Annotated in this window: 26 protein-coding genes; 10 read left to right on the plus strand and 16 right to left on the minus strand. The window is 68.4% G+C overall.

Annotation, left to right across the window (positions count from 1 at the left end; all coding sequences use genetic code 11):
* Positions 1–443: 443 nt before the first annotated feature.
* Positions 444–1832: a DUF349 domain-containing protein gene (locus ACQPYS_RS20405; protein ID WP_433490486.1), complete on the plus strand. Its 1389-nt coding sequence runs from the start codon at positions 444–446 to the stop codon at positions 1830–1832.
* A gap of 66 nt (positions 1833–1898) precedes the next feature.
* Here the strand turns inward: ACQPYS_RS20405 and ACQPYS_RS20410 are convergent, their stop codons facing one another.
* A complete protein-coding gene (locus ACQPYS_RS20410; protein ID WP_431939728.1) occupies positions 1899–2606 on the minus strand; it encodes an Rv2732c family membrane protein in 708 nt (235 codons plus the stop codon).
* Positions 2603–4156: a tRNA (N6-isopentenyl adenosine(37)-C2)-methylthiotransferase MiaB gene (miaB, locus tag ACQPYS_RS20415; RefSeq protein WP_433490487.1), complete on the minus strand. Its 1554-nt coding sequence runs from the start codon at positions 4154–4156 to the stop codon at positions 2603–2605. Before miaB ends, ACQPYS_RS20410 begins: the two co-directional genes overlap by 4 nt.
* 365 nt (positions 4157–4521) lie before the next feature.
* Here miaB and ACQPYS_RS20420 point away from each other — a divergent pair, with 365 nt between their 5' ends.
* The 5 genes from ACQPYS_RS20420 (at position 4522) to ACQPYS_RS20440 (ending at position 9107) form a co-directional block, all read left to right on the plus strand.
* A complete protein-coding gene (locus tag ACQPYS_RS20420) occupies positions 4522–5250 on the plus strand; it encodes an amino acid ABC transporter ATP-binding protein (RefSeq protein ID WP_157107399.1) in 729 nt (242 codons plus the stop codon).
* A gap of 71 nt (positions 5251–5321) precedes the next feature.
* Complete coding sequence (locus ACQPYS_RS20425) at positions 5322–6161, plus strand: glutamate ABC transporter substrate-binding protein (protein WP_063040249.1); 840 nt, start codon at positions 5322–5324, stop codon at positions 6159–6161.
* 84 nt (positions 6162–6245) lie between these two features.
* Complete coding sequence (locus ACQPYS_RS20430; RefSeq protein ID WP_084481623.1) at positions 6246–6926, plus strand: amino acid ABC transporter permease; 681 nt, start codon at positions 6246–6248, stop codon at positions 6924–6926.
* A gap of 64 nt (positions 6927–6990) precedes the next feature.
* Complete coding sequence (locus tag ACQPYS_RS20435; protein WP_063040251.1) at positions 6991–7884, plus strand: amino acid ABC transporter permease; 894 nt, start codon at positions 6991–6993, stop codon at positions 7882–7884.
* Positions 7885–8213: 329 nt separating this feature from the next.
* Positions 8214–9107 carry a tyrosine-type recombinase/integrase gene (locus ACQPYS_RS20440; protein ID WP_433490488.1) on the plus strand — a complete coding sequence of 298 codons (894 nt, stop codon included), beginning with the start codon at positions 8214–8216 and terminating at the stop codon, positions 9105–9107.
* A gap of 52 nt (positions 9108–9159) precedes the next feature.
* Here ACQPYS_RS20440 and ACQPYS_RS20445 read toward each other — a convergent pair whose 3' ends face one another.
* The gene (locus ACQPYS_RS20445; protein WP_433490489.1) at positions 9160–9534 is read right to left on the minus strand and encodes a hypothetical protein; all 375 of its coding nucleotides are present in this window, start codon (positions 9532–9534) and stop codon (positions 9160–9162) included.
* Positions 9535–9679: 145 nt separating this feature from the next.
* Between ACQPYS_RS20445 and ACQPYS_RS20450 the strand changes: the two genes are divergently transcribed.
* From ACQPYS_RS20450 to ACQPYS_RS20465, 4 genes are all read left to right on the plus strand, one after another.
* Positions 9680–10009, plus strand: a complete 330-nt coding sequence (locus ACQPYS_RS20450; RefSeq protein WP_433490490.1) for an ArsR/SmtB family transcription factor — start codon at positions 9680–9682, stop codon at positions 10007–10009.
* Positions 10010–10132: 123 nt separating this feature from the next.
* Complete coding sequence (locus ACQPYS_RS20455) at positions 10133–11995, plus strand: phosphoenolpyruvate carboxykinase (GTP) (protein WP_433493088.1); 1863 nt, start codon at positions 10133–10135, stop codon at positions 11993–11995.
* 2 nt (positions 11996–11997) lie between these two features.
* Complete coding sequence (locus ACQPYS_RS20460) at positions 11998–13638, plus strand: SulP family inorganic anion transporter (protein ID WP_433493089.1); 1641 nt, start codon at positions 11998–12000, stop codon at positions 13636–13638.
* A complete protein-coding gene (locus tag ACQPYS_RS20465; RefSeq protein ID WP_433490491.1) occupies positions 13635–14015 on the plus strand; it encodes a DUF5313 family protein in 381 nt (126 codons plus the stop codon). Before ACQPYS_RS20460 ends, ACQPYS_RS20465 begins: the two co-directional genes overlap by 4 nt.
* Positions 14016–14112: 97 nt before the next feature.
* Here the strand turns inward: ACQPYS_RS20465 and ACQPYS_RS20470 are convergent, their stop codons facing one another.
* The 13 genes from ACQPYS_RS20470 to pgsA all read right to left on the minus strand — a co-directional run bounded on the left by ACQPYS_RS20470 (position 14113) and on the right by pgsA (position 25961).
* On the minus strand, positions 14113–17148 hold the full coding sequence (locus ACQPYS_RS20470; RefSeq protein ID WP_433490492.1) for a Tn3 family transposase: 3036 nt from the start codon (positions 17146–17148) through the stop codon (positions 14113–14115).
* A gap of 319 nt (positions 17149–17467) precedes the next feature.
* A complete protein-coding gene (gene recX / locus ACQPYS_RS20475; protein WP_433493090.1) occupies positions 17468–18124 on the minus strand; it encodes a recombination regulator RecX in 657 nt (218 codons plus the stop codon).
* A gap of 55 nt (positions 18125–18179) precedes the next feature.
* Complete coding sequence (gene recA / locus ACQPYS_RS20480) at positions 18180–19217, minus strand: recombinase RecA (protein WP_063040348.1); 1038 nt, start codon at positions 19215–19217, stop codon at positions 18180–18182.
* A 277-nt stretch (positions 19218–19494) separates the two neighbouring features.
* The gene (locus tag ACQPYS_RS20485) at positions 19495–19617 is read right to left on the minus strand and encodes a hypothetical protein (protein ID WP_433490493.1); all 123 of its coding nucleotides are present in this window, start codon (positions 19615–19617) and stop codon (positions 19495–19497) included.
* A gap of 34 nt (positions 19618–19651) precedes the next feature.
* Complete coding sequence (locus ACQPYS_RS20490) at positions 19652–19846, minus strand: DUF3046 domain-containing protein (RefSeq protein WP_039825751.1); 195 nt, start codon at positions 19844–19846, stop codon at positions 19652–19654.
* Positions 19847–19889: 43 nt separating this feature from the next.
* Positions 19890–21053, minus strand: coding sequence for a glycosyltransferase (locus ACQPYS_RS20495; RefSeq protein ID WP_433490494.1), 1164 nt, complete (start codon positions 21051–21053; stop codon positions 19890–19892).
* A 120-nt stretch (positions 21054–21173) separates the two neighbouring features.
* Positions 21174–21887: a PIG-L deacetylase family protein gene (locus tag ACQPYS_RS20500; protein WP_433490495.1), complete on the minus strand. Its 714-nt coding sequence runs from the start codon at positions 21885–21887 to the stop codon at positions 21174–21176.
* Between the two features lie 92 nt (positions 21888–21979).
* Entirely contained in the window at positions 21980–22153 is a 174-nt protein-coding gene (locus ACQPYS_RS20505) for a hypothetical protein (RefSeq protein WP_030521672.1), read from the minus strand.
* A gap of 109 nt (positions 22154–22262) precedes the next feature.
* Positions 22263–23189 (minus strand): phage shock envelope stress response protein PspM, encoded by a 927-nt coding sequence (gene pspM / locus ACQPYS_RS20510; protein ID WP_433490496.1) that lies wholly within the window; start codon positions 23187–23189, stop codon positions 22263–22265.
* 29 nt (positions 23190–23218) lie between these two features.
* Positions 23219–24052, minus strand: coding sequence for a phage shock protein PspA (pspA, locus tag ACQPYS_RS20515; protein ID WP_063040262.1), 834 nt, complete (start codon positions 24050–24052; stop codon positions 23219–23221).
* Positions 24053–24274: 222 nt separating this feature from the next.
* Positions 24275–24709: a helix-turn-helix domain-containing protein gene (locus ACQPYS_RS20520; protein ID WP_063040350.1), complete on the minus strand. Its 435-nt coding sequence runs from the start codon at positions 24707–24709 to the stop codon at positions 24275–24277.
* 107 nt (positions 24710–24816) lie between these two features.
* Entirely contained in the window at positions 24817–25332 is a 516-nt protein-coding gene (locus ACQPYS_RS20525; RefSeq protein ID WP_431939734.1) for a CinA family protein, read from the minus strand.
* The gene (pgsA, locus tag ACQPYS_RS20530) at positions 25329–25961 is read right to left on the minus strand and encodes a CDP-diacylglycerol--glycerol-3-phosphate 3-phosphatidyltransferase (RefSeq protein ID WP_063040352.1); all 633 of its coding nucleotides are present in this window, start codon (positions 25959–25961) and stop codon (positions 25329–25331) included. Before pgsA ends, ACQPYS_RS20525 begins: the two co-directional genes overlap by 4 nt.
* Positions 25962–26066 lie beyond the last annotated feature (105 nt).

Here is a 26066-nt window from a genome sequence, read left to right on the forward strand (position 1 = left end):
ACAACTCGGGGACGAGAACGGGCGGCGAGGGGATCAGAGCCGCTAAACAGAACACGCCGTCAACCGTAGCCCGTACCCGCCGACCAGGGACGCGGCCGGTTCTCCGGCATCGCCGCGCCCCGCGCACGGTACGAGTGTCTCTCCCGGAAACCGCGTGGCAATTGCTAGGGTGCGAAGTATCCGGACCAGGTCCGACAGGTCCGGATCTGCAGGTCCGGCTAGTCGCCGCCGCTGTCGGCGGTGTGGTTTCCGGAGGTGCGGCCGGGTTGAATGGTGGAACGTGCGGCCGCACGGGCAACGCACGCACGAGACGTCTACCCCGCCACGGCCGAGACGGGCGGACGTAGCCAGAATGAGCAGGCGTAGCCAGAATGAGCAGAGCATAGCCAGAATGTGCAGCGCGTAAACCAGGCAGCCGTGACGCGCGGCAGGGACGAGGAGCAATGACCCACAGCAACGGAACCGCCAAACCCGGCCCGGGCAAGCCCGGTCGCCCGTCCAGCGCTCCCAAGCCGGGCAACCGTCCCAAACCCGGCGAGGCGCATCCCACCCCGGCCGCGCTGAAAACGTCCGGGCCCGCCGCCGAACACCCGCATCCGGTGGTGGTGCCCAGCTCCACCGACCCCGGTGCCTGGGGCCGGGTCGACGAGGACGGCACCGCCTGGGTCAAGACCGCCGACGGCGAGCGGATCATCGGTTCGTGGCAGGCCGGGGACGCCGCCGAAGGGCTGGCGCACTTCGGTCGCCGTTTCGATGATCTGGCCACCGAGGTCGCCCTGCTGGAGGCGCGGCTGGCCGCCGGCACCGATGCCCGCAAGACCAAGGCCGCCGCGCTCGCCCTCGCCGAAACACTGCCGACGGCCGCGGTGATCGGCGATATCGAGGGCCTGGCCGCGCGGCTCCGCGCCATCGCCGAACATTCCGACGAGGCGGCCGCCCAGGCCAGGGAGGAGAAGGAACGCACCCGGCACGAGCACACCGAGCGCAAGGAGGCGCTCGCGGCCGAAGCCGAACAGATCGCCGCCGAATCCACTCAGTGGAAAGCCGCCGGCGACCGGCTGCGCGAGATCCTCGACGAATGGAAGACCATCCGCGGGGTGGATCGTAAGGTAGACGATGCGCTCTGGCGCCGGTACTCCAAGGCCCGCGAGGCATTCAACCGCCGCCGCGGCGCTCATTTCGCCGAACTGGATCGGGAACGGGCCGCGGCCAAGGCGCGTAAAGAGGAACTCTGTGTCCAGGCCGAGGAACTGTCCGAGTCCACCGATTGGTCCGGAACCGCGGCGGTGTTCCGGGAACTGCTGGTCGAGTGGAAGAACGCGGGCCGGGCGCCCCGGGAAGCCGACGAGGCGTTGTGGCGCCGGTTCAAGAGCGCCCAGGACGTCTTCTTCGCCGCGCGCAATGCGGCAGCCTCCGAACGCGATGCCGAGTTCGCCGATAACGCGGTCGCCAAGGAAGAACTGCTGAGCAGCTACGAACCGGCCATCGATCCCGATACCGACCTGGAAGGGGCCCGAGCCGCCCTGCGCGATCTGCAAGAACGCTGGGACGCTATCGGCAAGGTTCCCCGCGAGCGGATGCACGATCTCGAAGGCCGGTTGCGCGCCCTCGAGAAGCGGGTCCGGCAGGCCGCCGACGCCCAGTGGCGCCGTACCGACCCGGAAGCGCTGGCCCGGGCCGCGCAGTTCCGGGAGCGGGTCGCCCAGTTCGAGGAACAGGCGGCCAAGGCCACCGCCGCCGGGAGAACGCGCGACGCGGAGAAGGCTCTCGCGCAGGCACAGCAGTGGCGGGAATGGGCCGATGCGGCGGAGGGCGCGGTCAGCAACCTCTGATCGGCCCCGTTCGGTGATCCGTCCGCCCTGGCCACCGGCCGCGGCGGACGGCCCCTCTCTTCGGCGTCAGTCCTTACCGAACCGGTCGCGCCGCTGCCGCTCCTCTTCGCGGGCCGCGGCGAGCCGCCGCTGTTCCTCGGCCGCCAGTTGCAGCGCGGTCCGGCTCCAAACGACCTTCACCCAGTGGAAGGTCAGCACCATGATCGCCAGGGTGCCCAGCACCAGGCCGATACCGGGCCCGGACCCGACATAGTTGTTCAGGCCCGGGGTCTGCCGGTGCCAGATCGAGAACACCCCGAACGCACTGGCGACCGCCGAGCCGGCCACCGCGATCCACGCGAGCACCCAGCGCCGGGTCATCAGGGCCAGCAGCGAGAAGCCGATTCCGAAGATCAGGACGAACCAGACGAAGATCCGCGACGGCAGCCCGACGTGCTCGGCCGCGGCCGCCTCGGAACCCAGCAGCACATCGAAACCGCGTGCGCCGCCGGTATGCGGCAACACCAGCGACAGCAGCAGCAGGAACACCGCACCGGCCACCACCATGGCACGCACGCCCGGGTCGATCTCACCCGCGATCCGGCGCTCCACCGCGTCGAGATCTTCGCGGAATTCTTCGAACTGCTCGGTCTCGGCCGGATTCACGTGGTCCTCGTCTCCCTCGCCTGGTCGGTCGCTGGGGGTCGGCGCGTCGTGCGCCGGCGGGGTCGCGTCCCGCGCATCCTCCGCCGCGCGATCCGCGTCGCGCCGGTCGTCGTCGCCGGCGCCGTTCATGTTCCGCACCCGGAGGCGCAGCCCGCAGCGACCGGTTCCGGTGTGGGCGCCCCGATCCGCGGCAGCCCGAGCCCGACACCGATCGGCGCGGTCTTCGGCGTGGTACCGGCCTCGTGCGCGTCACCGGCCCGGGTCCGGCGATGCGCGCGGATCCCCGAGTCCGCGACCAGGTGATGCGGTGCCGCACCGGTCACCTCGACGGTGACCAGGTCGCCCGGACGGATCGGCGCGCCGGCGCCGTCGGGCCGGAAATGCACCAGGCGCCCGTCCCGGGCCCGCCCGCTCATCCGGGCGGTCGCGGCGTTCTTCTTGCCCGCGCCGTCGGCGACCAGGAGTTCCACCTCGGTGCCGATCAGGGCGTGATTGGCCTCCACACAGATCTGCTCCTGCAGCGCGATCAACCGGTCGTAACGCTCCTGGACCACCTTCTTGGGGACCTGATCGGCCATGTCCGCGGCCGGGGTGCCCGGTCGCGGCGAGTACTGGAAGGTGAAAGCGCTGGTGAACCGGGCCTGCCGCACCACCTCGAGGGTCTGCTGGAAATCCTCCTCGGTCTCCCCCGGGAAACCGACGATGATATCGGTGGTGATTGCCGCTTGCGGCATCGCCGCCCGCACCTTCTCGATGATCCTCAGATAGCGGGCCTGCCGGTAGGACCGGCGCATGGACTTCAGCACACGGTCCGAACCCGACTGCAGCGGCATGTGCAACTGCGGGCATACATTCGGGGTCTCGGCCATAGCCTCGATCACATCGTCGGTGAACTCCGCCGGATGCGGCGAGGTGAAGCGCACCCGCTCCAGCCCCTCGATCCCGCCGCAGGCCCGCAGCAGTTTGGCGAACGCACCCCGGTCACGGGGCTGTTCGGGGTCGGCGAAGGAGGCGCCGTAGGCGTTGACGTTCTGCCCGAGCAGCGTCACCTCGAGCACGCCCTGGCCCACCAGCGCCTGGACCTCGGCCAGCACATCGCCGGGACGCCGGTCCACTTCCTTGCCGCGCAGGGCGGGCACGATGCAGAAGGTGCAGGTGTTGTTGCAGCCGACCGAGATCGACACCCACCCCGCGTAGGCCGATTCCCGGCGCGCCGGCAGTGTCGACGGGAACGCCTCGAGCGATTCCAGGATCTCGACCTGGGCTTCGTCATTGTGCCGGGCACGTTCCAGGAGCACCGGCAGCGAACCGATATTGTGGGTCCCGAACACCACGTCCACCCAGGGCGCCCGGCGCAGGACCGAATCGCGGTCCTTCTGGGCCAGGCAGCCGCCGACCGCGATCTGCATACCCGGCCGGGACGCCTTGATCGGCGCGAGATGGCCGAGGGTTCCGTACAGCTTGTTATCCGCGTTCTCCCGCACCGCGCAGGTGTTGAAGACCACCAGATCGGCCGTCGCGCCGGGCGCGGCCTTCCGATAGCCCGCATCCTCGAGCAGGCCGGACAAGCGTTCGGAATCGTGCACGTTCATCTGGCAACCGAAGGTGCGGACCTCGTAACTGCGCGCGCCGGCCGACTCGATCCGGGTGGGGAGCGCTACCTGTCCGATCGAATCCACGCGTCCAGGGTACGGGCCACCGTCCGGGCCTTTTCCAGCAGATCCGCACCACCCGCCGTGGGGGCCGGACCGGGCCCGCCGCGACCGTGCCCGCAGAGCGCACCCGCCGTGGCACTTCCCACATATGGGGACGCGACCGATCCGTCCGCCACTGATGCCCCGGCGGCCCCGCGACGGGCAAATCCGGGCCGAGCGAACGGATTACAGCGGATGACCACCGGGTTAAACCCGAATTTCGGCTCGGTGTGGCGCCGGGGAGTGTCGCCGAAAGGCTCGCAAAACCGAAATTTCGGCTTAAGGTCAGTGCCATGACCGACACCGACGCCGACACGCCAGAGGCGGCCGGCGACACCACTGCTGTGCCCATGATCACCCTACGCGCCGTCGACAAGCACTTCGGTGCCCTGCACGTGCTGCGCGATATCAACCTCGAGGTGCCCCGTGGGCAGGTCGTGATCGTGCTCGGACCGTCGGGCTCCGGGAAATCGACGCTCTGCCGCACCATCAACCGGCTGGAGCCGATCGATTCGGGTGAGATCAGCGTCGACGGCGTACCGCTGCCGGCCGAGGGTCGCGCCCTCGCCGCCCTGCGCGCCGATGTCGGCATGGTCTTCCAGTCGTTCAACCTCTTCGCGCACAAGACGATCGTGGACAACGTCATGCTCGCGCCGTTGAAGGTCCGCGGCACCAAGAAGGACGCGGCCCGCCGCCACGCCATGGAACTGCTGGAACGGGTCGGTATCGCCAACCAGGCCGATAAGTATCCCGCCCAGCTCTCCGGCGGTCAGCAGCAACGCGTCGCCATCGCCCGGGCCCTCGCCATGAACCCCAAGGTGATGCTGTTCGACGAGCCGACCTCGGCTCTCGACCCGGAAATGGTCAACGAAGTCCTCGATGTGATGGTCTCGCTGGCCAAAGAGGGCATGACCATGCTGGTGGTCACCCATGAGATGGGCTTCGCCCGCCGTGCCGGCGATCGGGTGTTGTTCATGGCCGACGGCCAAATCGTCGAGGACACCGATCCGGAGACATTCTTCAGCGCACCGAAGTCCGATCGTGCCAAGGACTTCCTGGGCAAGATTCTCAGTCACTGAATCTGCCCGGCGGATAGACAGGCACAGACTCGAGGGCATCGCGCCGTCGAGGAGATGAGGGAAGGAAACCGATGAGGATCAACCGAGCACTCCGCATGGCGGTCGGCGCGGTCGCGGTGGCCGTCACCGCTGCCACCACCGCGGCCTGCGGCAGCGGCAGCGACAAGACCGCGCTGGAGAACGCCCAGGAGGGCGGACTCACCATCGGCATCAAATACGATCAGCCCGGTCTGGGCCTGCGTAACACCGACGGGACCTTCAGCGGCTTCGATATCGAGGTCGCCAAATACGTGGCCTCGAAACTCGGCGTCCAGCCGGACGGCATCAACTTCAAGGAAGCCCCCTCCGCGCAGCGCGAGACCCTGATCGAGAACGGGCAGGTCGATTTCGTGGTCGCCAGCTACTCGATCACCGACGCCCGCAAGGAGAAGGTCGATTTCGCCGGCCCCTACTACATCGCGGGGCAGAGCCTGCTGGTGCGGGCCGACAACAACGATGTCACCGGCCCGGACAGCCTGAAGGGTAAGACGGTGTGCTCGGTGACCGGTTCCACGCCCGCGCAGAATATTCAGAAGAAGTACCCCGAGACCCAGCTGCAGACCTACGACACCTACTCGCTGTGCCTGGAGGGCCTGAACAGCGGTGCCGTCGCGGCGGTGACCACCGATGACATCATCCTGGCCGGTTACGCGTCGCAGTCGCCCGGCAAGTACAAGGTCGTCGGCGAGAAGTTCACCACCGAGAACTACGGGATCGGCCTGAAGAAGGGCGATCAGGAAACTCGCGACAAGATCAACGACGCGATCGAGGAAATGATCAGCTCGGGCGCCTGGGACACCGCGTTCCAGGAGACGGTAGGTAAGGCCGCGAGCTACGAAACCCCGCAGGCCCCGCAGGTGGACCGGTACTGACCACCGCATCGGAGGGCCGGGCCGCGATCGTGGCCCGGCCCTCCGATCCCGGCCCATCCCGCCGATCGGAGGCGCGCAACCACCGTGTTCGATTTGATCTCGGAATACGACACCCAGTTGCTCGAAGCATTCTGGATGACCATAAAACTGACCGTGTTCTCGGTGGTGGGTTCCCTGGTGCTGGGTACCGTTGTCGCCGGAATGCGAGTATCGCCGGTCCCCGTGGCCCGCTGGGTCGGCACGGCCTATGTGACCGTGTTCCGCAACACCCCGCTCACCCTCATCCTGGTGTTCTGCTCTCTGGGTCTGTACTCCACCCTCGGGATGAACCTGGCCTCCGAGGGGCCCACCTCGCTGGCCGACAACAACTTCCGCTGGGCCGTGATCGGCCTCAGTGTGTACACGGCGGCATTCGTCTGTGAATCACTGCGGGCCGGTATCAACACCGTGCCGATGGGCCAGTCGGAGGCCGGCCGCTCACTGGGGTTGAGCTTCCTGCAGAATCTGCGGATCATCGTGCTGCCCCAGGCGTTCCGCTCGGTGATCGCCCCGCTGGGCAGCGTGTTCATCGCGCTGACCAAGAACACGACGGTCGCCTCCGCGATCAGCGTCGCCGAGGCGTCGTTCCTGATGAAGAACATGATCGAGACCGAAGCGGCGCTGCTGGCCATCGGCCTGATCTTCACGCTCGGTTTCGTGATCCTGACGCTGCCCGCCGGCCTGCTGTTCGGACATCTGGCCAAACGATTCGAGGTGGCCCGATGAGGCAATCCCTTCGCCTTCGCCGCGGCCTTCGCGGACCGCATGAACCTGCTCCGTGGGGGGCCAAATGACACGCCAGGCTTCTGTTCTGTACGACGCCCCGGGGCCCGTCGCCCGTGTCCGCAATATCATCTACTCGGTCGTATTGTTCGTGGTGGTCGTTGCCGCGGGCTGGTTCGTCTACCGCGGTTTCGCCGACAAAGGGCAGTTCACGGCCGAGAAATGGGAGCCGTTCCTGGACGGGGCGGTCTGGAGCACCTATATCCTGCCCGGCCTGCGCGGCACGGTGGTGGCTGCGCTGCTGTCCATCGTGTTCGCGATGGTGATCGGCATGGTCTTCGGTATCGCCCGGCTCTCGGATCACCGCTGGGTGCGCTGGACCGCGGGCACGATCGTGGAGATCGCCCGCGCGATCCCGGTGCTGATCCTCATGATCTTCCTGTTCGCCCTGTACTCCCAATACAACCTCTTCGAATCCGAATATCTGGCATTGGGCGCCGTGGTGACGGCACTGACCATCTACAACGGGTCGGTGATCGCCGAGATCGTGCGCGCCGGCATCCTGTCGCTGCCCAAGGGGCAGACCGAGGCCGGGGCGGCGCTGGGCCTGCGCAAGGGTCAGCTGATGCGACTCATCCTGCTCCCGCAGGCGATCACGGCGATGCTGCCGGCGCTGATCTCCCAGATGGTGGTCGCGCTGAAGGATTCGGCGCTGGGCTATGTGATCACCTACGAGGAGGTTGTCCGCAGCGCACAGCAGCTCGGCGCGGCCGAATCCAATACGATTCCCGCGCTCATCGTGGTCGCCATCATCATGATCGTGCTGAACGTGCTCCTCTCCACGGTCGCCACCGGACTGGAGAAGCGCCTGCGGGCCGGTCGTCGCAAACGCGGCGGCGCGGTCGTCGCGGCCGATTCGGTCATTGCCGACGCTGTTCCCGGAGTGGATATCACCAAGTAGTCCGCCGTGGTGCCGGGCCTCACGGGGTCCGGCACCACGGACCGTCGGCGGGAAACCACCACGCTGGGAGAAGCCGGTCCGGCCGAGATCCCGATGGAGACCGCCCGAGCCCGCGTCGAGTACTCCGGCCCCGGGGGTCCGGGAACATCCACGAGAAAAGTCACGCTAAGGAGTTACCGCAGATAGTGTCTTACTATGTGCGGTAACTGACGAGCCGTCCTGGCGCGATGCCCTGTCCGGGCGGCGGCGACTCGGGAAACCATCTGCGGTAGCGGTGTGGGAGGTTGGTAGTGGGGCGGGTTCGGGTGTTGCCGCGGCCGGCGGCAGGGGTGCGGTTGGCGGATGCGGTGCAGATCTATCTGGCCACGATCACGGTCCGTAATACCCGCGCGACGTATGCGGCGGCGCTGGATCGCCTCGTCGCCGATTTCGGCGCCGATACCGATGTGGCGCAGCTGGGCGCGGAACCGGACCGGGTCAGCGGCTGGTTCACCTATGTGTGGGGTCCGAAGTCCGCGAAGACGTTCAACATCCGGTTGACTGCGCTGGGTTCGGCGTTCGGGTACTGGCGTGAGCAGGGCTGGCTGGCCGGGGATCCGCTGGTGCGGTTGCGGGCGAGGCCCGCGCCGCCGGATTCGAGCAAGGCGTTGAGCCGGGAGCGGGTCGCCCAGATTCTGGGGTCGCAGGCACCGCTGCGGGAGCGGGTGTTGTGGCATCTGCTCTACGAATCGTCAGCCCGCGCCGAGGAAGTGCTGATGCTGGATGCCGGGGATCTCGACACGGCGAATCGGTGTGCGGTGGTGACCCGCAAGGGCGGAGCCCGGGAGGTCATCGCGTGGCAGACCGGTACCGCCCGGTTGTTACCGCGGATGCTCGCCGGCCGTCGGTCCGGGCCGCTGTTCCTCACCGACCGCAAGGCACGGCCGTCGGTGGCCATCAACGATGTCGACCCGGCGACGGGGCGGGCCCGGTTGTCCTACCGCCGTGCCGCCGAGCTGTTCGAGACCCACACCGCGGTCTTCGACGGCGGCCCGTACACGTTGCATCAGCTACGCCACTCCAGGCTCACCCACGCCGCGGAGGAGGGCGCGTCGACGCCGGTGTTGATGAAGCTGTCCGGGCACACCTCGGTACGCAGCCTCGTCAGGTACGCGCGGATCTCCGACGACGGGTTGCGGCGTTATCAGGCCGACAGCGACCCGGCTGCTCGCCGTCGTCGGTAGGAGCTTGATGCTGCGGATATCTCCGATGTCTCCGGACTTGCGAGGTGTTCTGCTATTCGTCGGTCGCGGCGCGGTCGGTGTCGTGGAGGCGGGGTGCCGTTGTTTCCTGGTGGGCGATTTCTCGGGTGTACCAGTCGGCGACGTCGTGGTCGGTCATCTGCAGTGCGGCGCCGATGGTGGTCCAGTCGTCACCGGCTTCGCGGGCCTCTCGTATCACCGGCCACCGACGGGTGGTGAGAAGTTCGATGAGGCGGCGGTTGGCTTCCAGGGCCTGCGCTGAGGTGACCTCGGCCAGTGCGGCGTGTTCGGTGAGTGTGGCGCGGAGGTGGTCGGCGGCGGGTCGGTGATCTGGCGGTGGCGGGTTCGGCGGGGAGGTAGTGGTGGGCAGCGGTGCGCTGGTCGCCCATGCGTGCAATCTACGGGACATCGCCGGTGCCTTGGAGTGCACTGTGTGGCACCGAGCCTGTGTTCACGATGTGAGATACGACTCGATGCGGGTTGCGGCGGGCCCGGTAGGTTTTCTGCTTGCTAATCTATGCAAATAGCAGGGTGGTCGACCGAAAGGCGGGAAGATGCCGGGATCGAGCAGGCCCTTATATCAGATGAAGGCGGAGTTCTTCAAGACGTTGGGGCATCCGGTGCGGATTCGGGTGCTGGAGTTGCTCAGCCAGCGGGAGCATGCGGTGTCGGAGATGCTGGCCGATATCGATGTCGAGGCGGCGAATTTGTCGCAACAGCTGGCAGTTTTGCGGCGAGCGGGGTTGATCACCAGTCGCCGGGAGGGTTTGTCGGTGACCTATGAGCTGACCTCGCCGCAGGTGGCGCAGTTGCTGACCACGGCGCGGGCCATCTTGACCGGAGTGGTGGCGGGTCAGGCGGAGGTTCTGGAACAGCCCGCCTGACGGTTCGGGCTCTCGGCGATCCTCGCGGCGCGTATCGGGGAGGATCGCGGGCTTCCTGTTTGCATATTTTCCTACATAGTCATCTAGTTGTTCACGGAGGAGATAGTGGTGGATACCGATCACATGCCCGCGCCGGCGATGGCGCCGGTGGCCGCGCCCACTGATCATGCGCAGGTCTTGGCGTGGGTGGCCGAGGTCGCGGATCTGACCGCGCCCGAGGATGTGGTGTGGTGCGATGGGTCGCGCCAGGAGTGGGATCGGTTGACCGCTCGCTTGGTGGACAAGGGCACCTTTGTGGCGTTGTCGGGGAAGCCGAACTCGTTCTGGTGTGTCTCCGATCCCGAGGATGTGGCGCGGGTGGAGGACCGCACCTTCATCTGCTCTCGAGACAAGCGGGACGCGGGGCCGACGAACAACTGGGTGGATCCGGTGGATATGCGCACGGTGATGACCGAGCACTATCGCGGCGCGATGGCCGGGCGCACCATGTATGTGATCGCGTTCTGCATGGGTCCACTCGACGCCGAGGACCCGAAATACGGTGTGCAGATCACCGATTCGGAGTATGTGGCGGTGTCGATGCAGATCATGACCCATTCCGGGGCGCCGGTGTGGAACAAGCTCGGCAACGACGCGGAGTTCGTCGAGTGTCTGCACTCGGTCGGTGCACCGCTGAGCCCGGGACAACAGGATGTGGCGTGGCCGTGTGACCACACGAAATACATTGCGCATTTCCCCGAAGACCGGACCATCTGGAGTTACGGCTCCGGCTACGGCGGCAACGCCCTGCTGGGCAAGAAGTGCTTCGCGCTGCGGATCGCCTCGGTTCTGGCCCGCGACGAGGGGTGGCTGGCCGAACACATGCTGATCCTCAAACTCACTTCCCCGCAGGGCCGTACCCATTATGGGGCGGCGGCGTTCCCGTCCTCCTGCGGCAAAACCAACCTCGCCATGCTCGAACCCGCCCTGGAGGGTTGGAAGGCCGAAACGGTCGGCGACGATATCGCCTGGTTGCGGTTCGGGCCCGACGGCCGGTTGTATGCGGTGAACCCGGAGGCCGGGTTCTTCGGTGTCGCCCCAGGGACCGGGGCGAAGACCAACCCGAACGCGATCGCCACCATCGAGCAGGGCAACTCGATCTTCACCAACACCGCTCTCACCGATGACGGGGATGTGTGGTGGGAAGGACTCACCGACACCCCACCGCAGCATCTGACCGATTGGCGTGGCAACGACTGGACTCCCGAGTCCGCGGCCGGGCCGGCCGCGCATCCGAACTCGCGGTATTGCACCCCGATCGAGCAGTGCCCGTCGGTGGCCCCGGAATGGGACGACCCTGCCGGGGTGCCGCTGTCGGCGATCTTCTTCGGCGGCCGCCGCGCCACCACGATCCCGTTGATCGCCGAATCCTTCGACTGGACCCACGGGGTGTTCACCGCCTCGGTGCTGTCCTCGGAAACCACAGCCGCCGCTGCGGGCCGGGTCGGTGTGGTGCGGCGAGACCCGATGGCGATGCTGCCTTTTCTCGGATACCACGTCGGTGACTACTTCGCGCACTGGCTGCGCCTCGGCGAAACAGCGGACCCAGGCAAGCTGCCGAAGATCTTCCAGGTCAACTGGTTCCGCCGTGATGCCGACGGACGGTTCCTGTGGCCCGGATTCGGCGACAACGTGCGCGTGCTGAAATGGGCACTGGAACGGATCGAAGGCACCGCGGCAGCGGATACCACCGCGATCGGCTACGTCCCGGTACCGCGCTCGCTGGATCTGTCCGGATTCTCCGAAACGGACCGACGCTCGGCACGGGCCGCGCTCGAAGTCCACCATGACGAATGGGCCGCCGAGGTCGCCTCCATCGAGGACTGGTATGCCAGCATCGGCGCCGAAACGCTACCCAATCCGCTGTGTGATCAGCTCGCCGCGCTGAAGAACCGCCTCGCCCACACCCCGGTCCGCCCCGCCGACACCACCGCCGGGGCATCGTGACCCTGCGCGCGCTGCTGCCCACCCGGGCGGACTGGACACCGGCGCTGCGCCGCCCAGGCCCGGACCTGCTCGCCGGTGTCATCGTCGCGCTGGTCGCGCTGCCGTTGGCACTCGGTTTCGGGATCAGCTCCGGTCTCGGGGCCGCCGCGGGCCTGGCCACCGCGATCATCGCCGGTGTAGTGGCCGCGGTGTTCGGTGGCTCCCGTTTCCAGGTCTCCGGTCCTACCGGCGCCATGACCGTGGTGTTGCTGCCGATCGTGGCCGAACACGGCGGATCCGGCGTGCTCGCCGTCGGATTGATGGCCGGCGTGGTATTGATAGTGCTCGCCGCTGCCGGTGTCGGGCGTGCCGTCCGCTATATGCCGGCGCCGGTGATCGAGGGATTCACCGCCGGTATCGCCGTGGTGATCGCGTTGCAGCAGTTCCCGTCCGCCCTCGGCGTCGGCGAGGCCGAGGGCGAGAAAATGTGGCAGCTGGCCTCCGACGCCGTCTCCCGTTACCTCGACCACCCCGACCCCGCCCCGCCGGTCACCGCCCTGCTGGTCGCCGCCGCCGTGCTGATCGGCGGCCGCTACCTGCCCAAACTGCCGTTCGCGCTCCTGGCGGTCGCGGTCGCCACCGCTGTGGCCGGACTCACCGGGCTCGACCTCACCCGCATCGGGGCCCTGCCCGCCGGGCTGCCCGCCCCGTCCCTCGGGTTCCTCGACCCTGGTCAGCTCGCATCGCTGATCGCGCCCGCGCTGGCTGTGGCCGCGCTCGCCGCGTTGGAATCACTACTGTCGGCCACCGCCGCGGATTCGATGTCGGTGGGCACCCGCCACAATCCCGACCGCGAACTGTTCGGCCAGGGCCTGGCCAACATCGCCGCACCACTGTTCGGTGGGGTCCCCGCCACCGGCGCGATCGCCCGCACCGCGGTCAGCGTCCGCTCCGGCGCCCGCACCCGCCTCGCCGCCCTCACCCACGCGGTCGTGCTGGCCGCCCTGCTCTACCTCGCCGCACCACTGGTCGCCCAGATACCGCTGGCCGCCCTCGCCGGTGTCCTGCTGGCCACCACGGTGCGGATGGTCGAAACCGCATCCCTGGCCGCTATCGCCCGCGCCTCCCGCGGGGACACCGCGATCATGGTGATCACCTTCGCCGCCACCGTCGCCTTCGACCTCGTCACCGCCGTCGCCATCGGTGTCGGCATCGCGGTCCTGCTGGCCCTGCGCTCGGTCGCCCGCGAAGCCCGCCTGGACCAGGTCCCCCTCGACGAGGGCGACCACCTCACCGAAGAACACGACCTGCTGCGCGACCACATCGTCGCCTACCGCATCGAGGGCCCGCTGTTCTTCGCTGCCGCGCACCGATTCCTGCTCGAACTGGCCGACGTCTCCGACGTGAAAGTCGTCATCCTGCGCATGTCCCGCATCACCGCCCTCGACACCACCGGCGCCCTCGTCCTCAAAGACGCCATCCGCAAGCTCGAACACCACCACATCACCGTCCTCATGTCCGGGCTGCGCGCCGATCACCTCCGCCGCCTCACCGCGATCGGTGCACTACCTGCTGCGGGCGAGGAAGCAGTCTTCGACAACACGGTCGCCGCGATCGCTCACGCGCGCGGCGAGCTTCCCGAACCGGTCGGCGGAATTCGATGAGCGGCGAACCGGCCACGCCGACCTTGACCCAGCGTGTGCGCTACACCGCCGGCGCGACCCTGCCACCGTCGATGCACCAATGGGTGATCGACGACCTCACCGGCCCCGGCGCGGCACGCCGATACCATCTGCGGATCCTGCTGCCGATCATGGCACCGCTGTGCGTGTTCCTGCTCATTCCGGGACCGCTGTGGATGGGGCTGGCGATGATGGCGCTGCTATACCTGCCACTGATCTACTTCACCACCGCGCTCATGTACGTCTACCGCCGCCACCGCCTCGCCAAGCACGGACTCGACCCGGCACTCGCCGATGCGCGAGAGCGCCAGAAACACGCCGCAGAACGCGAGGCCTACGAACGACGCCACGGGCGGTGAAGCGCTGTCGGCGCCGTCCGGTACAGTCCCGCATCCCCACGTCTCCGAAAACACCGGACCGGCATGTCCCCGCAGCGTGACTCCTCGAAGACATGCCTCATTCGTCGTCACGAGAGTCGGGATCGCGCAACGGTCGGTGGGCTCCCCCGAGATCGGTTAGATGAAAGCTGTAGTGCCCGTCGATGCCGATGTGGCTCCGGACGAACGGCGAGAGCCGCCCCACATCCGCATCCAGCACCGGGTAACCCTGGCCGCGCAGCTCGGCCAGCACGCGGTCCATGTAGACGGTGTTCCACAGCACCACGCAGTTCAACACCAGGCCCAGTGCCGAGAGCTGGTCTTCCATCCCTTCGTAATAGACCCGGGTCATCTCGCCTTTGCGGCCGTGGAAGATCCGGCGCGCGAGGTCGTGGCGGCCCTCGGTGAGGTTGGCTTGGGCTTTGATCTCGCGACGGTAGGGTTCGTCGTCGGCCAGGCGCAGCACGTGCAGGGTTTTGAAGATCCGCCCGAAATGCGCGACCGCGTGCCCGAGTGAGGTCGGTTGTCCGTCGCGGGAGATCATGCGGGTGACCTCGTGCGCGGACACTTCGCCGGTGTGGATGGATACCGCGATCCGGCACATGTCCTCCCAGTGCCGGCCGATCCGCTCGACATCGATGCGACCGCGGGCGGCCTTGTCCAGGGGTCCGTAGTCGGCGGCCGGGTCGATCCGCCACAACCGTTGATCGGGCAGGTTCGCCAACTGCGGCCGGTATTGGCGGCCGAGCAGGTGCAGCAGCCCGAACACGATATCGCTGTAGGAGCCGGTGTCGGTGATGATCGCCTCCGGCACCGTCCCACCGGACTGGCGCAACACCACATCCACAGCATGCAGCGAATCACGCGGCGTCCCCGACAACACCTGCGCGGCAAGGCCGGCGGCCTGGTCGTTGATCATGTTCAACCAGGTGATCCCGCGTTTGCGGCCGAAATACTTCGCGTTCGGGCGGGCATGGATGGTGCGCACCGGGACCACGAACCGCAAGCCGTCCACCGACGCGACCAGCCCACCGCCCCACGCCTGGGCCAGCGGGATACGGGCCTGGGCCTCGACCAGGGCGGTGTTGGCGGCGGCCAGGGTGTCGAACCGGAGATAGGACTGGTCGACGTGGTGCAACCGGTCCCGGGTCAACGCTTCCACCCCGGGGCTGGTGACCGGCCCGAACCCGACGTTCATCGCATGCGCGCACAACACCGCCGCGACCGACAACCCCAGATCGGCGACCCGAGCCGGATTGCCGGAGGCGTGGGTGAAGGCCTCGGTGAACCCGGGATGCCACGACATCACCTCCAACACCAGCTCCGGCAGATCGATCCGCGGCAACATCGCCTCCACCCGGCGGCGCAGATCGGTCAGGCTCGCCGGATCGGGTACCGCGGTCAGCGCGGCGGCGTGCAGCTTGCCGTCGTCGTCGACCGTGGCCGGCGTATCGCCGTCGAGCCGGGCCGCGACCTCCCGATACGCGGCATCCAATGCTTCGGCATGCTCAGCGAGCATCACCGCCGGCTCATGCGGAAGACCCAGCGCGTTGAGCCCGGCCTCACGCGCGGTTTCCCAACTCGCGCCGGTCAACAGGTGCGCGCGGGGATCACGCCATTTCGACGACGCCTCCACGAAGATGTTGCGGTGCTTGAGATGACGGTGGAACTGCTCGAGCACACAGAACGTGTAGGCCGCGCGATCAACGGTCTCGGCCGGACGGCCGGCCACATAGACCAGCCGCGACCACGCCCCGCCGATCAGATCGTGATCGATCCGGCGGGCATCGAGCCACCGCGCCCCGGACTTGCCGGGTTTCTCCGTGATCAATTCGGCCAGAGTGCGCATCGCGGCCAGCGCCGACGCACCCTCAGGAGTTGCGCCGAAAGCCAGGCCGCGCATCAGCCGGGGCAGAAACGGCCGCACGGTCGCGAACCGTCCGGCCAGCTCCTCGGCGCGCTGACCGTCGAGTTCAGCGTCGCCGGGTGGGACCAGTTCGTCGATGACCGCGACCGCCGACCGCAACACTGTGCCGGTCACCTTCGCCTCGATCAGGTCCCACACCACGCCCAACTCGATGCCCTGATCGATTTCCACCATTTCCAGCAGCACCCGCACCGCCTCGGCCAGTTTGCCGGCGTTCCGTGAGACCTGCGGATAGCGGCGCAGCTTCTCCTCTTTCGACTGCCGTTCGGCCTTGGACAGCAGCTCCGTGGTCATCAGCAGGTCGAACAGCTCCAGCACGTCATCCACAGCGCGGGCGCTCAGCACCGACACCGTGGCCGCCAAGACCGCCAACCTGTGCTCCCGGCTCATCCGGCGTAATTGAGTGGCCTTGCCCGACAATCCGTGCTGGGCCAAACCCAGCAGCCGCCGCGGCGGCACCGCCGACACATCCACCCCCGCCGAACCCGCCACCGCCAGATCACCGACCCGCTCCAAGGCGGCCAGCACCCCTTTCGACGACGGCCTAAACACCCCCTTACGCAGCCGATCCAGCTCACTGAACCGCTGTTTCGTGCCCGCCGGAACCTCCAGCAACCCCAACAACGCACCCGCCGAAGGCGGCGACAGCTGACCTGCCAGCTGTGCCCATAACCGCTGCTCGGCAGCCTCCCGCCCCGCAGCAACCAGCTTCTCCAGCGTCGTCACACCCGGCAGCAGTACGCGCCGGGCCCGGCACCACGCCACCGCACCCTCGAAAATCACCTTCGGGCCGTCCCCGGTGATCCACGCCTGATCGGCGATCCATGCCGCCAGATCCGCCTCCGACTCGCCGAACCCCACCAGCCCGTATGCGGCCTCGATCTCGGCCTGATGTTCGAACCGCGTCGTGCGTCGCACCATGTACTCGCCCAGACACGACGGATCCTCGATTTCCAACTGCTCGGCCAGATAAGCCACCAGCTCGACCGGCACATCGATCGGATCGGACAGGAACATCCCCAGGTAGCGGACAGTCACCACCTGCACCGCGAACCCGAGCCGGTTGTAACCCCGGCGCCGTGCCGCGACCAACCGCCGATCCTCATCATCCAGATAGCAGAACCGCTCCAACTCCACCCGGGACAACACACCGAACCGCCCATAACCGGGCACACCCGCATCAATCACGCCGACATGAAATCACCAGCTCAACAACAGGATTCAGCCCGTCTGCTTAGCGTGACTTTTCTCCCGGATGAGCCTCAACCCCCGACCCGCAACGCGCCGCCGTCGCACCGGACTATCGGGCGATCGCCGAGCGTGTTCGACCGGCGTCCGAACTCGAGCAGCACATCAGCTGTCCGGTCGGCGTACGTGGCGCCTCGATGAGACGGGCGATGGCCGGACTCCGCCGATCGCGAACCCGTGTTCGGGTCCGCTCCACTTCGTCGACCGCATCCATCTCCACATAACCGGGCCCGCCGCGGCTGATCGGCGCGAGGCATGCTCAATCCGGCGGGACGTCCTCGTCGCCGAACCCGGCGGACTCGTATTCGGCCTTGACCACCGCGTACGACACCGAATGCCCGTAGCCGCGGCGAGCGAGCATGCCGACCAGCCGCCGGATGGCCTTCTCCCGGTCCAGCCCCGCCGGCAGACTCCGCAGTTTGCGCCGCACCAGTTCGGTGGCGCGTTCGTATTCGTCGTCCGCGGTCACTGTGTCCAGCGCGGCCGCGGAATCCTCCTGCGATACCCCTTTACGCCGCAGCTCCTGTTCCAGCGCGCGCCGCCCCTTGCCGGAGACACCGTGCCGCTGCCGTACCCACTGCCGCGCGAAATCGGCGTCGTCGATCAGCCCGACCTCGGCCAGCCGGTCGAGTACCCGCTCGATCACCTCGAGCGGGTACCCCTTGGCGGACAGCCGCTGCGCGAGCTCGGCTCGGCTCCGGGCCCGGACGGCCAGTAACCGCAGGGCGGCCTCTTTCGCCTGTTCGATACCGTCCTGCGCGGCGTCGCCGACGCACCGGTCGATCCGCAGGTCGTCCGGTGAACCGGAGTCGGCCGGACGAGCCCGCTGCGGATCGGGCTCGTCCGGCCGTGGACTCCTGGCGGGATCGGTGGCCACACCACCGGCCGCCAGGAGTTCGTCGAGTCGGCGCCGCATCTGCGCCACCGGATCGGTGGCCTCGGTGCGCGCCCCGGACCGTTCGTCCACCGGGTCAGAAATCGGCCGGGGTCTCTTCCGTCGCGGTCACATCCGCACCGATCCCCAGCTTTTCCTTGATCTTCTTCTCGACCTCGTCCCGGATATCGGTGTTCTCCAGGAGGAACTTGCGGGCGTTCTCCTTACCTTGGCCGAGCTGATCGCCCTCGTAGGTGTACCAGGAGCCGGACTTGCGGATGAATCCGTGCTCCACCCCCATATCGATCAGCGAGCCCTCCTTCGAAATTCCGTGCCCGTACAGAATGTCGAATTCGGCCTGCTTGAACGGCGGGGAGACCTTGTTCTTCACGACCTTGACGCGGGTCCGGTTACCGACCGCGTCGCTCCCGTCCTTCAGGGTTTCGATACGGCGCACATCCAGCCGCACGGACGCGTAGAACTTCAGCGCCTTACCACCCGTGGTCGTTTCGGGGGAACCGAACATGACGCCGATCTTCTCGCGCAGCTGGTTGATGAAGATGGCGGTGGTGCCGGAATTGTTCAGGGCACTGGTCATCTTGCGCAGCGCCTGGCTCATCAGGCGGGCCTGCAGGCCGACGTGACTGTCACCCATTTCACCCTCGATCTCGGCGCGGGGCACCAGGGCGGCCACCGAGTCGATGACGATGATGTCGATGGCGCCGGAGCGGACCAGCATATCGGCGATTTCCAGGGCCTGTTCACCGGTATCGGGCTGGGACACCAGCAGCGCATCGGTATCGACACCGAGTTTGGCGGCGTAATCGGGATCGAGGGCGTGCTCGGCGTCGATGAAGGCCGCGACGCCCCCGGCGGCCTGCGCGTTGGCGACCGCGTGCAGCGCGACCGTGGTCTTACCGGAGGACTCCGGACCGTAGACCTCCACGATGCGGCCGCGGGGCAGACCCCCGATCCCCAGGGCGACGTCGAGCGCGATGGAACCGGTCGGGATCACCGAGACCGGCTGGCGGGCTTCTTCACCGAGGCGCATCACCGCCCCTTTGCCGAAGCTCTTCTCGACCTGCGCGAGCGCGAGTTCGAGCGCTTTGTCGCGGTCATAGGGCTGTGGCGCCATCTGACTCCCCTTTTCACCGGGTGGTAGGTAGGTGGTGTGGTTGGCGCCCACAGTAGAGGGCGGCACCGACAAGTTCCGGCCTCAGCCTAGACGAACAGGTGTTCGAGTCAAGCTACGCGGCCGCGCGTCGCGGGCCCCTCGGCACGCGGGTTCATCACTGCGGGAGCTCGGTCGTATCGCCCTCCGGCCGGGGCCCGTGGATGCGCCGCTGTGCCCAGGTGATGGGTATGGCGTCGATACTCGCCTCCCGCCGCGCCACCAGCCCGTCCGGCGCGAACTACCGCTGTTCGTTGCCGTAGCTGCGCCACCACCAGGCATGCTCGATCAACGCCCCCACCTCGGTGAACCGCCGGCCTTCGATGGCGACCTGCGGCAACCGCGCGAAAGCGGCGCGAATCATGCGCGCCGCGGCTCACCGCCCCGTGCGCGCGACATCACCAGCGCGAGCGCGGCACGTCGAATTCGGCGCACAGTGCACGCCACACATCACGCGGATCGACACCGGCTTCGATGGCGACAGCACCGGTCCGGCCGCCGAGCGCGGGGATGACGTGATCGTTGAGCAGGGTGTCGCCCCGGGCCTCGCCGAATTCGGTGTGCATGAGTTCCTGGAATTCCGTCAACCGCACCCGGCACAAGATACCCGCATCGACCTCGGCGGGCTCGGGACGGTCAGTGCGCCCGCACCGAGTCCAGGACCCGGTGGCAGATCTGTACCGGATCGGCCACCTCGGCGGTTCCCGCGGCCGCCGTCCGCGCCGCCGCCGTGAAACCCGGCTCGGCCAGCAGCCGCAGCACCGCGACGCGCACCGCCTCCGGGGTGAGCGGGCGGACCAGCAACGACGACCCCTGACGTTGCGCGCGATTGGCGAGTTCCCACTGGTCGCCGCCACCCGGGACGGTCACCACGGGTACTCCCGCGGCCAATGATTTCGCCAGGAGCCCGTGTCCACCGCCGCCGACCACCACGGCGGCGTGGGTGAGGAGTTCGTCCTGCCGGCCGAGCCCGGCGGTCGCCCATTCCGGCAACGATCCCGGTGGCTCGTCGAGCATCGAGATCGCCACCCGCACTCCGGCTCCCGCCAGTGCCTTCAGCACCGTCTCCGCCATTCCGGCCACCCCGGTGTGCGCGGTGGACGGCGCCACCACCACCAAGGGGCCGTCCCCCGGCGGTAATTCCAGGCGCCGGTCGGTGGGCTCCCACAACAGCGGGCCGACCAGTTCGGCCTCCTGCGGCCAGTCCGGCCGTGGTACCTCCAGCGCGGGCAGGGTGGCGACGAGCCGCGCCGCCGGACCCGGATCGGTGGCCGGCAGCCCCACCCCGGTCCGAGCGGCCTCCCGCTGCCGCTGCCCGGTCCGCACCGCGCGCGCGGTGAACATGCGCAGCACCGAGTCCCGGGCGCGACCGCGTACCCCGGTGCCCGGCGCGAGCCCGCTGCCGATCGGCGGCAGCCCTTTCGATGGAAGGTAGAGCGGATGCGGTGACAGTTCGACCCACGGCACCCGCAACCGTTCGGCGGCCATTCCGCCTCCCGCGGTGAGCACATCGGAGACGACGAGCTCCGGCAGCATCGCCCCGAGTTCGGGCAGGATCTCGGTCGAGATGTAGGCCGCCCGTTGATGAATCCGCGCACCGGCGTCGCCGTCGTCGTCGATCGGCCTGGGCGCCAGCCCCTTCAACCGCCGCACGCCGATACCGGCCGCCCGCGCGGCCTCGAACCAGCGCGGTCCGGTGAAGAGGACAGGATCGTCACCCGCATCCCGGAAACGCAGGCAGAGCGCGATAGCGGGAAACGCATGACCCGGATCGGGACCGGCGACGACAGCCACTCGCATCCGGTCATGCTATCGGCGCGCCCGCGGGCGCCGAGTCCGGGCCGTGCTTCGGTGGCCGTGCCGAGCCGGCCGCCGGGGCGCTGTCCGCCACAGCGATACCGCATTTCCCGTGCCGGCGGCTCAGCCGGCGAAGGTGTACAGCTCGAACCCGACGGCGCGCTCACCGGCGAAACCGTCCACCGGGCCCGTGGTCATCGCGACCACCGCGCGCACCTGATCGGCCACCGGCTCCGGACTCAACGCCTCCAGGTAGCGCCGGTGTTCGGCCAATGACGCCTCGGCGGCGCCGATGGTGGCGGTGACGTCCACCGCGTGGGTGGCGCCCGTGGGGACGGCCACGGCCGCCCAGCGGGCGGTCCACGGCGGTACCGCGGTGATCTCGGGGAAGATCCACTCGTTGCCGGCATCGGATACCGCGTCGAGCGCCGCGCGGCCGACGGCCCGGTGGTCGGCGCTGTTGACGATCCCGGGGGCCCAGGTCGACCCGAAATGTCCCAGCACCACCAGTTCCGGACGATGCCGGCGGATCGCCGCGGCCAGATCGCGGCGCAGCGCCGGGTTCGCTTCGATCCGACCGTCCGGATAGCCGAGGAAGTGCACCTCGCCGACCCCGACGACCGCGGCCGCGGCCCGCTCTTCGGCTTCCCGTAGCGGGCCCGCCTCGGCGGGCGGCATACCGACGATCCCCGCCTCGCCGTAGGTCACCAGCAGATAGCGCACATCTTTCCCCTGACCGGTCCAGCGGGCCACCGCGGCGGCCACTCCGTACTCGATATCGTCGGGGTGCGCGACGATCACCAGGGCCCGCTGCCAATCCTCCGGAAGGTGCTGCATGGCGCCATTCGAACACAGACGCCCGCCCGGTGACACGGAAAAGCCGGATGACCCTCCGGGCGAAGAGGCATCCGGCCGCATGTTCGCGCGGATCAGACCTTGGTGACCGAGTTGTCGTCCGAGCCGGAAATCGCCTTGTAGAGCAGGTACAGCCCGAACACCACCGCACTGATCACCAGGATCGGGAACAGTCCTTTGATGAGTGCGCCGATCACCGCCAGCGCGATCCAGACGACGGCGACCACGCCGATGATCTTCCACAACATTTTGTGCCTCCCAGCGGTTGTCTCCTGCTTCGAGCATGGCACCGCGGACACGGGAAATCACCAGGTGAAGCGCAATATCCGGGGAAGATCAGGGTTGACCCTGAGACCGTTACGGGCGGGTGTGAGCGCCGGGCGCCCCGGCCACGGGCGGCTGCCACGCGGGGTGCCCCGCGGCGGGGGCCCGGTCGGCGAGCTCGGTGAGTGCCTGCGCCCAGCCGTCCATCCGATCGGCGGCGTGTCGCAGCTCGGCGACGATACCGTCGAACTCGTAGCGGAGCGCTCCGGATTCGTCGACGGCGAGCACCCGGGTGGCCGCGGCGACCACCTGCTCGTACTCGGCCACGCCGCCGTCGAGCCGGGCGACGATCGACTGCAATGTCTCCCCGAGCCGATGCACGTCGGCCGCGTCGGTGATCTCGGCCGCTCCCCCACCGAGGACACGAACCGCACCTTCCATCGTGGCGATATCGGCGGCCAGCGCGGTGAGCGCGGCGGCGCCGGAACCGGCGGTGGCGATCAGATCCTCGAGTTCGTCGGCGGGCAGCCGCCTCGACCGGGCGATCTGCCCGGCCACCTCGTGCAACGCGCGTTCGGCGCGCGCCAATCGAGCCATGGCGGGCCGGGCGGCGGACCGACCGGAGGGAAGTTTGCGCGGGAGATAGCCGGCGAGCGGCAGCGGCGTCTGCCGGAGCCGCAGATAACGGCGGGTACTCAACGCGGCACCGGTGACCAGAGCGACCGCCCCGCCGCCGAGCACCACGACCGCCCAGGCGGGAGCGGACAGGATCACCAGCCCGACCGCCCCGGCGGTGGTGAGACCGGAGACCGTGCCGAGACCGATACTGCGCCGTCGGGCCCGGCGGCGCCGGCGGAGTTCGCGTTCCCGGGGATCCGCCCAGCGGCGGACCGCGACGAGCGCGTTCTCGCCGGCCTCTCGCAGACTGTCGGCGACATAGGCCGCCTGCGGCTGCAGTTCGGGCCAGGCGCGGGCGAACTCCCGGGACCCGCTGCGGAATCGGGACCTGTCAGACTTCATCGCTGTCCTCGCCGAACTCGGTGGAGCCGCTACTGCTGTGCGGTTCGATCCTTGTCCATCTGTGGTTGTGGTTGTGCGGGTTCGGCTGCCGACTTCCCGGCGTCGAGCGCCGAACCGGTGTTTCCGGCGGGCAGGGCATCGCCGCGCATGGATGCCCGGATCTGCTCGAGCCGGCTGTGACCGGCCATCTGGACGCTGGCCTGCTGCACCTCGAGCATGCGCCCCTGGACGGTGTTCTGGGCGAGTTCGGCGGATCCCAGCGCAGTGGCGTAGCGGCGTTCGATCTTCTCCCGCACGGCGTCCAGGCTGGGGACGCTGCCGGGCGCGGACAGCGTGCTGTCCATCTGCTGCAGGGAGGCGCTGACCTGCTCCTGCATCTTGGCCTGTTCGAGCTGGCTGAGCAGTTTGGTGCGCTCGGCGACCTTCTGCTGGAGCAGCATGGCGTTCTGCTCCACCGCCTTCTTCGCCTGCGCGGCGGCCTGCAGCGACTGATCGTGCAGTACCTTCAGGTCCTCGACCGACTGTTCGGCGGTGACCAACTGCGCGGCGAACGCCTCTGCGGCGTTCGTGTACTGGATGGCCTTCTCGGCATCACCCGCGGCATTGGCCTGGTCGGCGAGGACGACGGCCTGACGGGCGTTGGCGTTGAGCTTCTCGACCTCGTCGAGCTGCCGGTTCAGCTTCATCTCCAGCTGACGCTGGTTCCCGATCACCGAGGCGGCCTGCTGGGACAGGGCCTGGTGCTGACGCTGGGCCTCTTCGATAGCCTGCTGAATCTGGACCTTCGGATCCGCGTGCTCCTCGATCTTGGAATCGAAGAGGGCCATCAGGTATTTCCAGGCCTTCGTGAACGGATTAGCCATCGGTTGATCCCGCCTCCATCTACTGTGCCGCCTGGGCGACTCGGAGTGCGCGACCGTCACGCACTCGGTATCTGCCTATCCTCCACCATGCGGCGCCGGGTCCCGGCCACCGAACGACGCCGCGTCTCGCCGAGAACGGCCGCGCCGACGCATACTACGAATCTATCCGGTCACCGGCGCCACGCGCATTGTCACGATCGGGTATACGACGGCTATAACCGATCAGGCCGCTTCGACCAGCACGAGCGGGCCGTTGGTGGGCGCCGGGATGACGATCCTGGTCTCGCCGTCGACCTGGGTCCGGGCACCGGTCGCGGCCGACGCGACGGCGGGTTCGGCGGCCGCGGGCTCGGCGGCCGGCTCGGCCGGTGCCGGAGTGGCCGCTGCGGCGGGTTCGCGGGCCGAGGTGGCGCCCGCCGGCAGGTCCTCGCCGGCGATCGCGGTGCTCACGTCCCACAGCACCCGGGACAGCGGGACGTCGAGCGCCTCGCAGATCGCGGCCAGCAATTCACTGGACGCTTCCTTACGACCCCGTTCGACCTCGGAGAGATAGCCCAGGCTCACCCGCGCCGAGGTGGATACTTCGCGCAGGGTCCGGCTCTGGGCGAGGCGCGCACGCCGCAGACTGTCCCCGATCGCTTCTCGCAGCAGCGTCATCGAGTTCTCCTTCTCCCGGTAGGCGTCGCCCACGGCACGCACGCGGTTCTCTCTTCGCACAACGTCGGAACCGGCCCCGGGGGTTCCCGGGCCGGTCGCGGAACTGCTCACCGGGTGGGTGAATCGCCCCGCACGCACCGCAGCAGTTCCCGAACCGCGGCTTGTGTCGCTGTGAACCTGATATTCCACCGGTCGCCGGTGAGTTTCAACCGCATCACCTCGGTATGCCCGGGTCCGGCGAGTCCGAGGAAGACGGTGCCCACCTCGATCCCGTCCTGGGGATCGGGCCCGGCGACCCCGGTGAGCGCGATTCCCCAGTCGGCACCGCAGCGGGTCCGGGCGCCGACCGCGAGCTCCTGTGCGGTACTCGCGGCCACCGGGCCCTCGGCGGCCAGGACCTGCTCATCGACCCCGGCCAGACTGTGTTTGAGGTCGGTCGCGTACACCACCAGTCCACCGCGTAGCACGGCGCTGGCACCGGGCACGCCGGCGATGGTGGCAGATACCAGGCCCGCGGTCAGCGATTCGGCGGTGGCGACGGTCTGTCCGCCGCCCTTCAGAGCGGCGACGAGATCGGCGGCCGCGCTGTCCGCGGTCAGCGGACCGGAGTGCCCGGCCGTCATCCGCGGGTCCGGTGCGGTCCGGCGAGCCAGAGCCTGGCCGCCTGGCCGACGTAGTCAAGGCCGGTGACCACGGTGAGGACCAACGCGATCCACATCAGCGTCATTCCCGCGGTGGCGAAACCGCCCGAGAGCGGTAGCAGCAGCACCCCGATGGCCACCGATTGGACGAGGGTTTTGAGTTTCCCGCCGCGACCGGCCGGGATGACGCCGCGGCGCACCACCGCCAACCGCAACAGGGTGATCCCGATCTCGCGGGCGCAGATGACGACGGTCATCCACCACGGCAGATCACCCAGCAGCGAGAGCCCGATCAGTGCCGCACCGATCAGCGCCTTGTCCGCGATGGGGTCGGCGAGTTTGCCGAAATCGGTGACGAGACCGTATTTGCGGGCGAGCTGACCATCGAACCGGTCGGTGATCGCGGCGAGGGCGAAGAGGAGGGTCGCGGTGATTCGCCAGCCGGTCTGGTGTCCGCCACCGGCGAACAGCGCCAGAACGAACAGCGGCACCAGCGCGATCCGGATCATGGTGAGGATGTTCGCGATGTTCAGCAGTGGAACCGCGGATTCGGCGGGTGCGGGCACCGGCCCGCCGCGCGGTGGTCCGGGCACGGTCAGCCGCCGGTCCATCTCTTCGGGGTGCACGCTCATGGCCGCCTCTGCGTCGCGGCGCCGGGACAAGCGCGCGAGGTCGAGCGGGAGGGCGGAGTCTGCGGCACACACTCAGACTATCGG

This window comes from Nocardia grenadensis, assembly GCF_050942415.1.
In the GTDB taxonomy this organism is placed as follows: Bacteria; Actinomycetota; Actinomycetes; order Mycobacteriales; family Mycobacteriaceae; genus Nocardia; species Nocardia grenadensis.

Bases quoted from the DNA above. Each gene is read 5' to 3' on its own strand.
- ACQPYS_RS20405 (WP_433490486.1), top strand. From the start codon at position 444: ATGACCCACAGCAACGGAACCGCCAAACCCGGCCCGGGCAAGCCCGGT.
- ACQPYS_RS20410 (WP_431939728.1), bottom strand. From the start codon at position 2,606: ATGAACGGCGCCGGCGACGACGACCGGCGCGACGCGGATCGCGCGGCG.
- ACQPYS_RS20420 (WP_157107399.1), top strand. From the start codon at position 4,522: ATGATCACCCTACGCGCCGTCGACAAGCACTTCGGTGCCCTGCACGTG.
- ACQPYS_RS20425 (WP_063040249.1), top strand. From the start codon at position 5,322: ATGAGGATCAACCGAGCACTCCGCATGGCGGTCGGCGCGGTCGCGGTG.
- ACQPYS_RS20435 (WP_063040251.1), top strand. From the start codon at position 6,991: ATGACACGCCAGGCTTCTGTTCTGTACGACGCCCCGGGGCCCGTCGCC.
- ACQPYS_RS20445 (WP_433490489.1), bottom strand. From the start codon at position 9,534: ATGTCCCGTAGATTGCACGCATGGGCGACCAGCGCACCGCTGCCCACC.
- ACQPYS_RS20450 (WP_433490490.1), top strand. From the start codon at position 9,680: ATGCCGGGATCGAGCAGGCCCTTATATCAGATGAAGGCGGAGTTCTTC.
- ACQPYS_RS20455 (WP_433493088.1), top strand. From the start codon at position 10,133: ATGCCCGCGCCGGCGATGGCGCCGGTGGCCGCGCCCACTGATCATGCG.
- ACQPYS_RS20465 (WP_433490491.1), top strand. From the start codon at position 13,635: ATGAGCGGCGAACCGGCCACGCCGACCTTGACCCAGCGTGTGCGCTAC.
- recX (WP_433493090.1), bottom strand. From the start codon at position 18,124: ATGCGGCGCCGACTCGACGAACTCCTGGCGGCCGGTGGTGTGGCCACC.
- recA (WP_063040348.1), bottom strand. From the start codon at position 19,217: ATGGCGCCACAGCCCTATGACCGCGACAAAGCGCTCGAACTCGCGCTC.
- ACQPYS_RS20485 (WP_433490493.1), bottom strand. From the start codon at position 19,617: ATGATTCGCGCCGCTTTCGCGCGGTTGCCGCAGGTCGCCATCGAAGGC.
- ACQPYS_RS20495 (WP_433490494.1), bottom strand. From the start codon at position 21,053: ATGCGAGTGGCTGTCGTCGCCGGTCCCGATCCGGGTCATGCGTTTCCC.
- ACQPYS_RS20500 (WP_433490495.1), bottom strand. From the start codon at position 21,887: ATGCAGCACCTTCCGGAGGATTGGCAGCGGGCCCTGGTGATCGTCGCG.
- ACQPYS_RS20505 (WP_030521672.1), bottom strand. From the start codon at position 22,153: ATGTTGTGGAAGATCATCGGCGTGGTCGCCGTCGTCTGGATCGCGCTG.
- pspM (WP_433490496.1), bottom strand. From the start codon at position 23,189: ATGAAGTCTGACAGGTCCCGATTCCGCAGCGGGTCCCGGGAGTTCGCC.
- pspA (WP_063040262.1), bottom strand. From the start codon at position 24,052: ATGGCTAATCCGTTCACGAAGGCCTGGAAATACCTGATGGCCCTCTTC.
- ACQPYS_RS20520 (WP_063040350.1), bottom strand. From the start codon at position 24,709: ATGACGCTGCTGCGAGAAGCGATCGGGGACAGTCTGCGGCGTGCGCGC.
- ACQPYS_RS20525 (WP_431939734.1), bottom strand. From the start codon at position 25,332: ATGACGGCCGGGCACTCCGGTCCGCTGACCGCGGACAGCGCGGCCGCC.
- pgsA (WP_063040352.1), bottom strand. From the start codon at position 25,961: ATGGACCGGCGGCTGACCGTGCCCGGACCACCGCGCGGCGGGCCGGTG.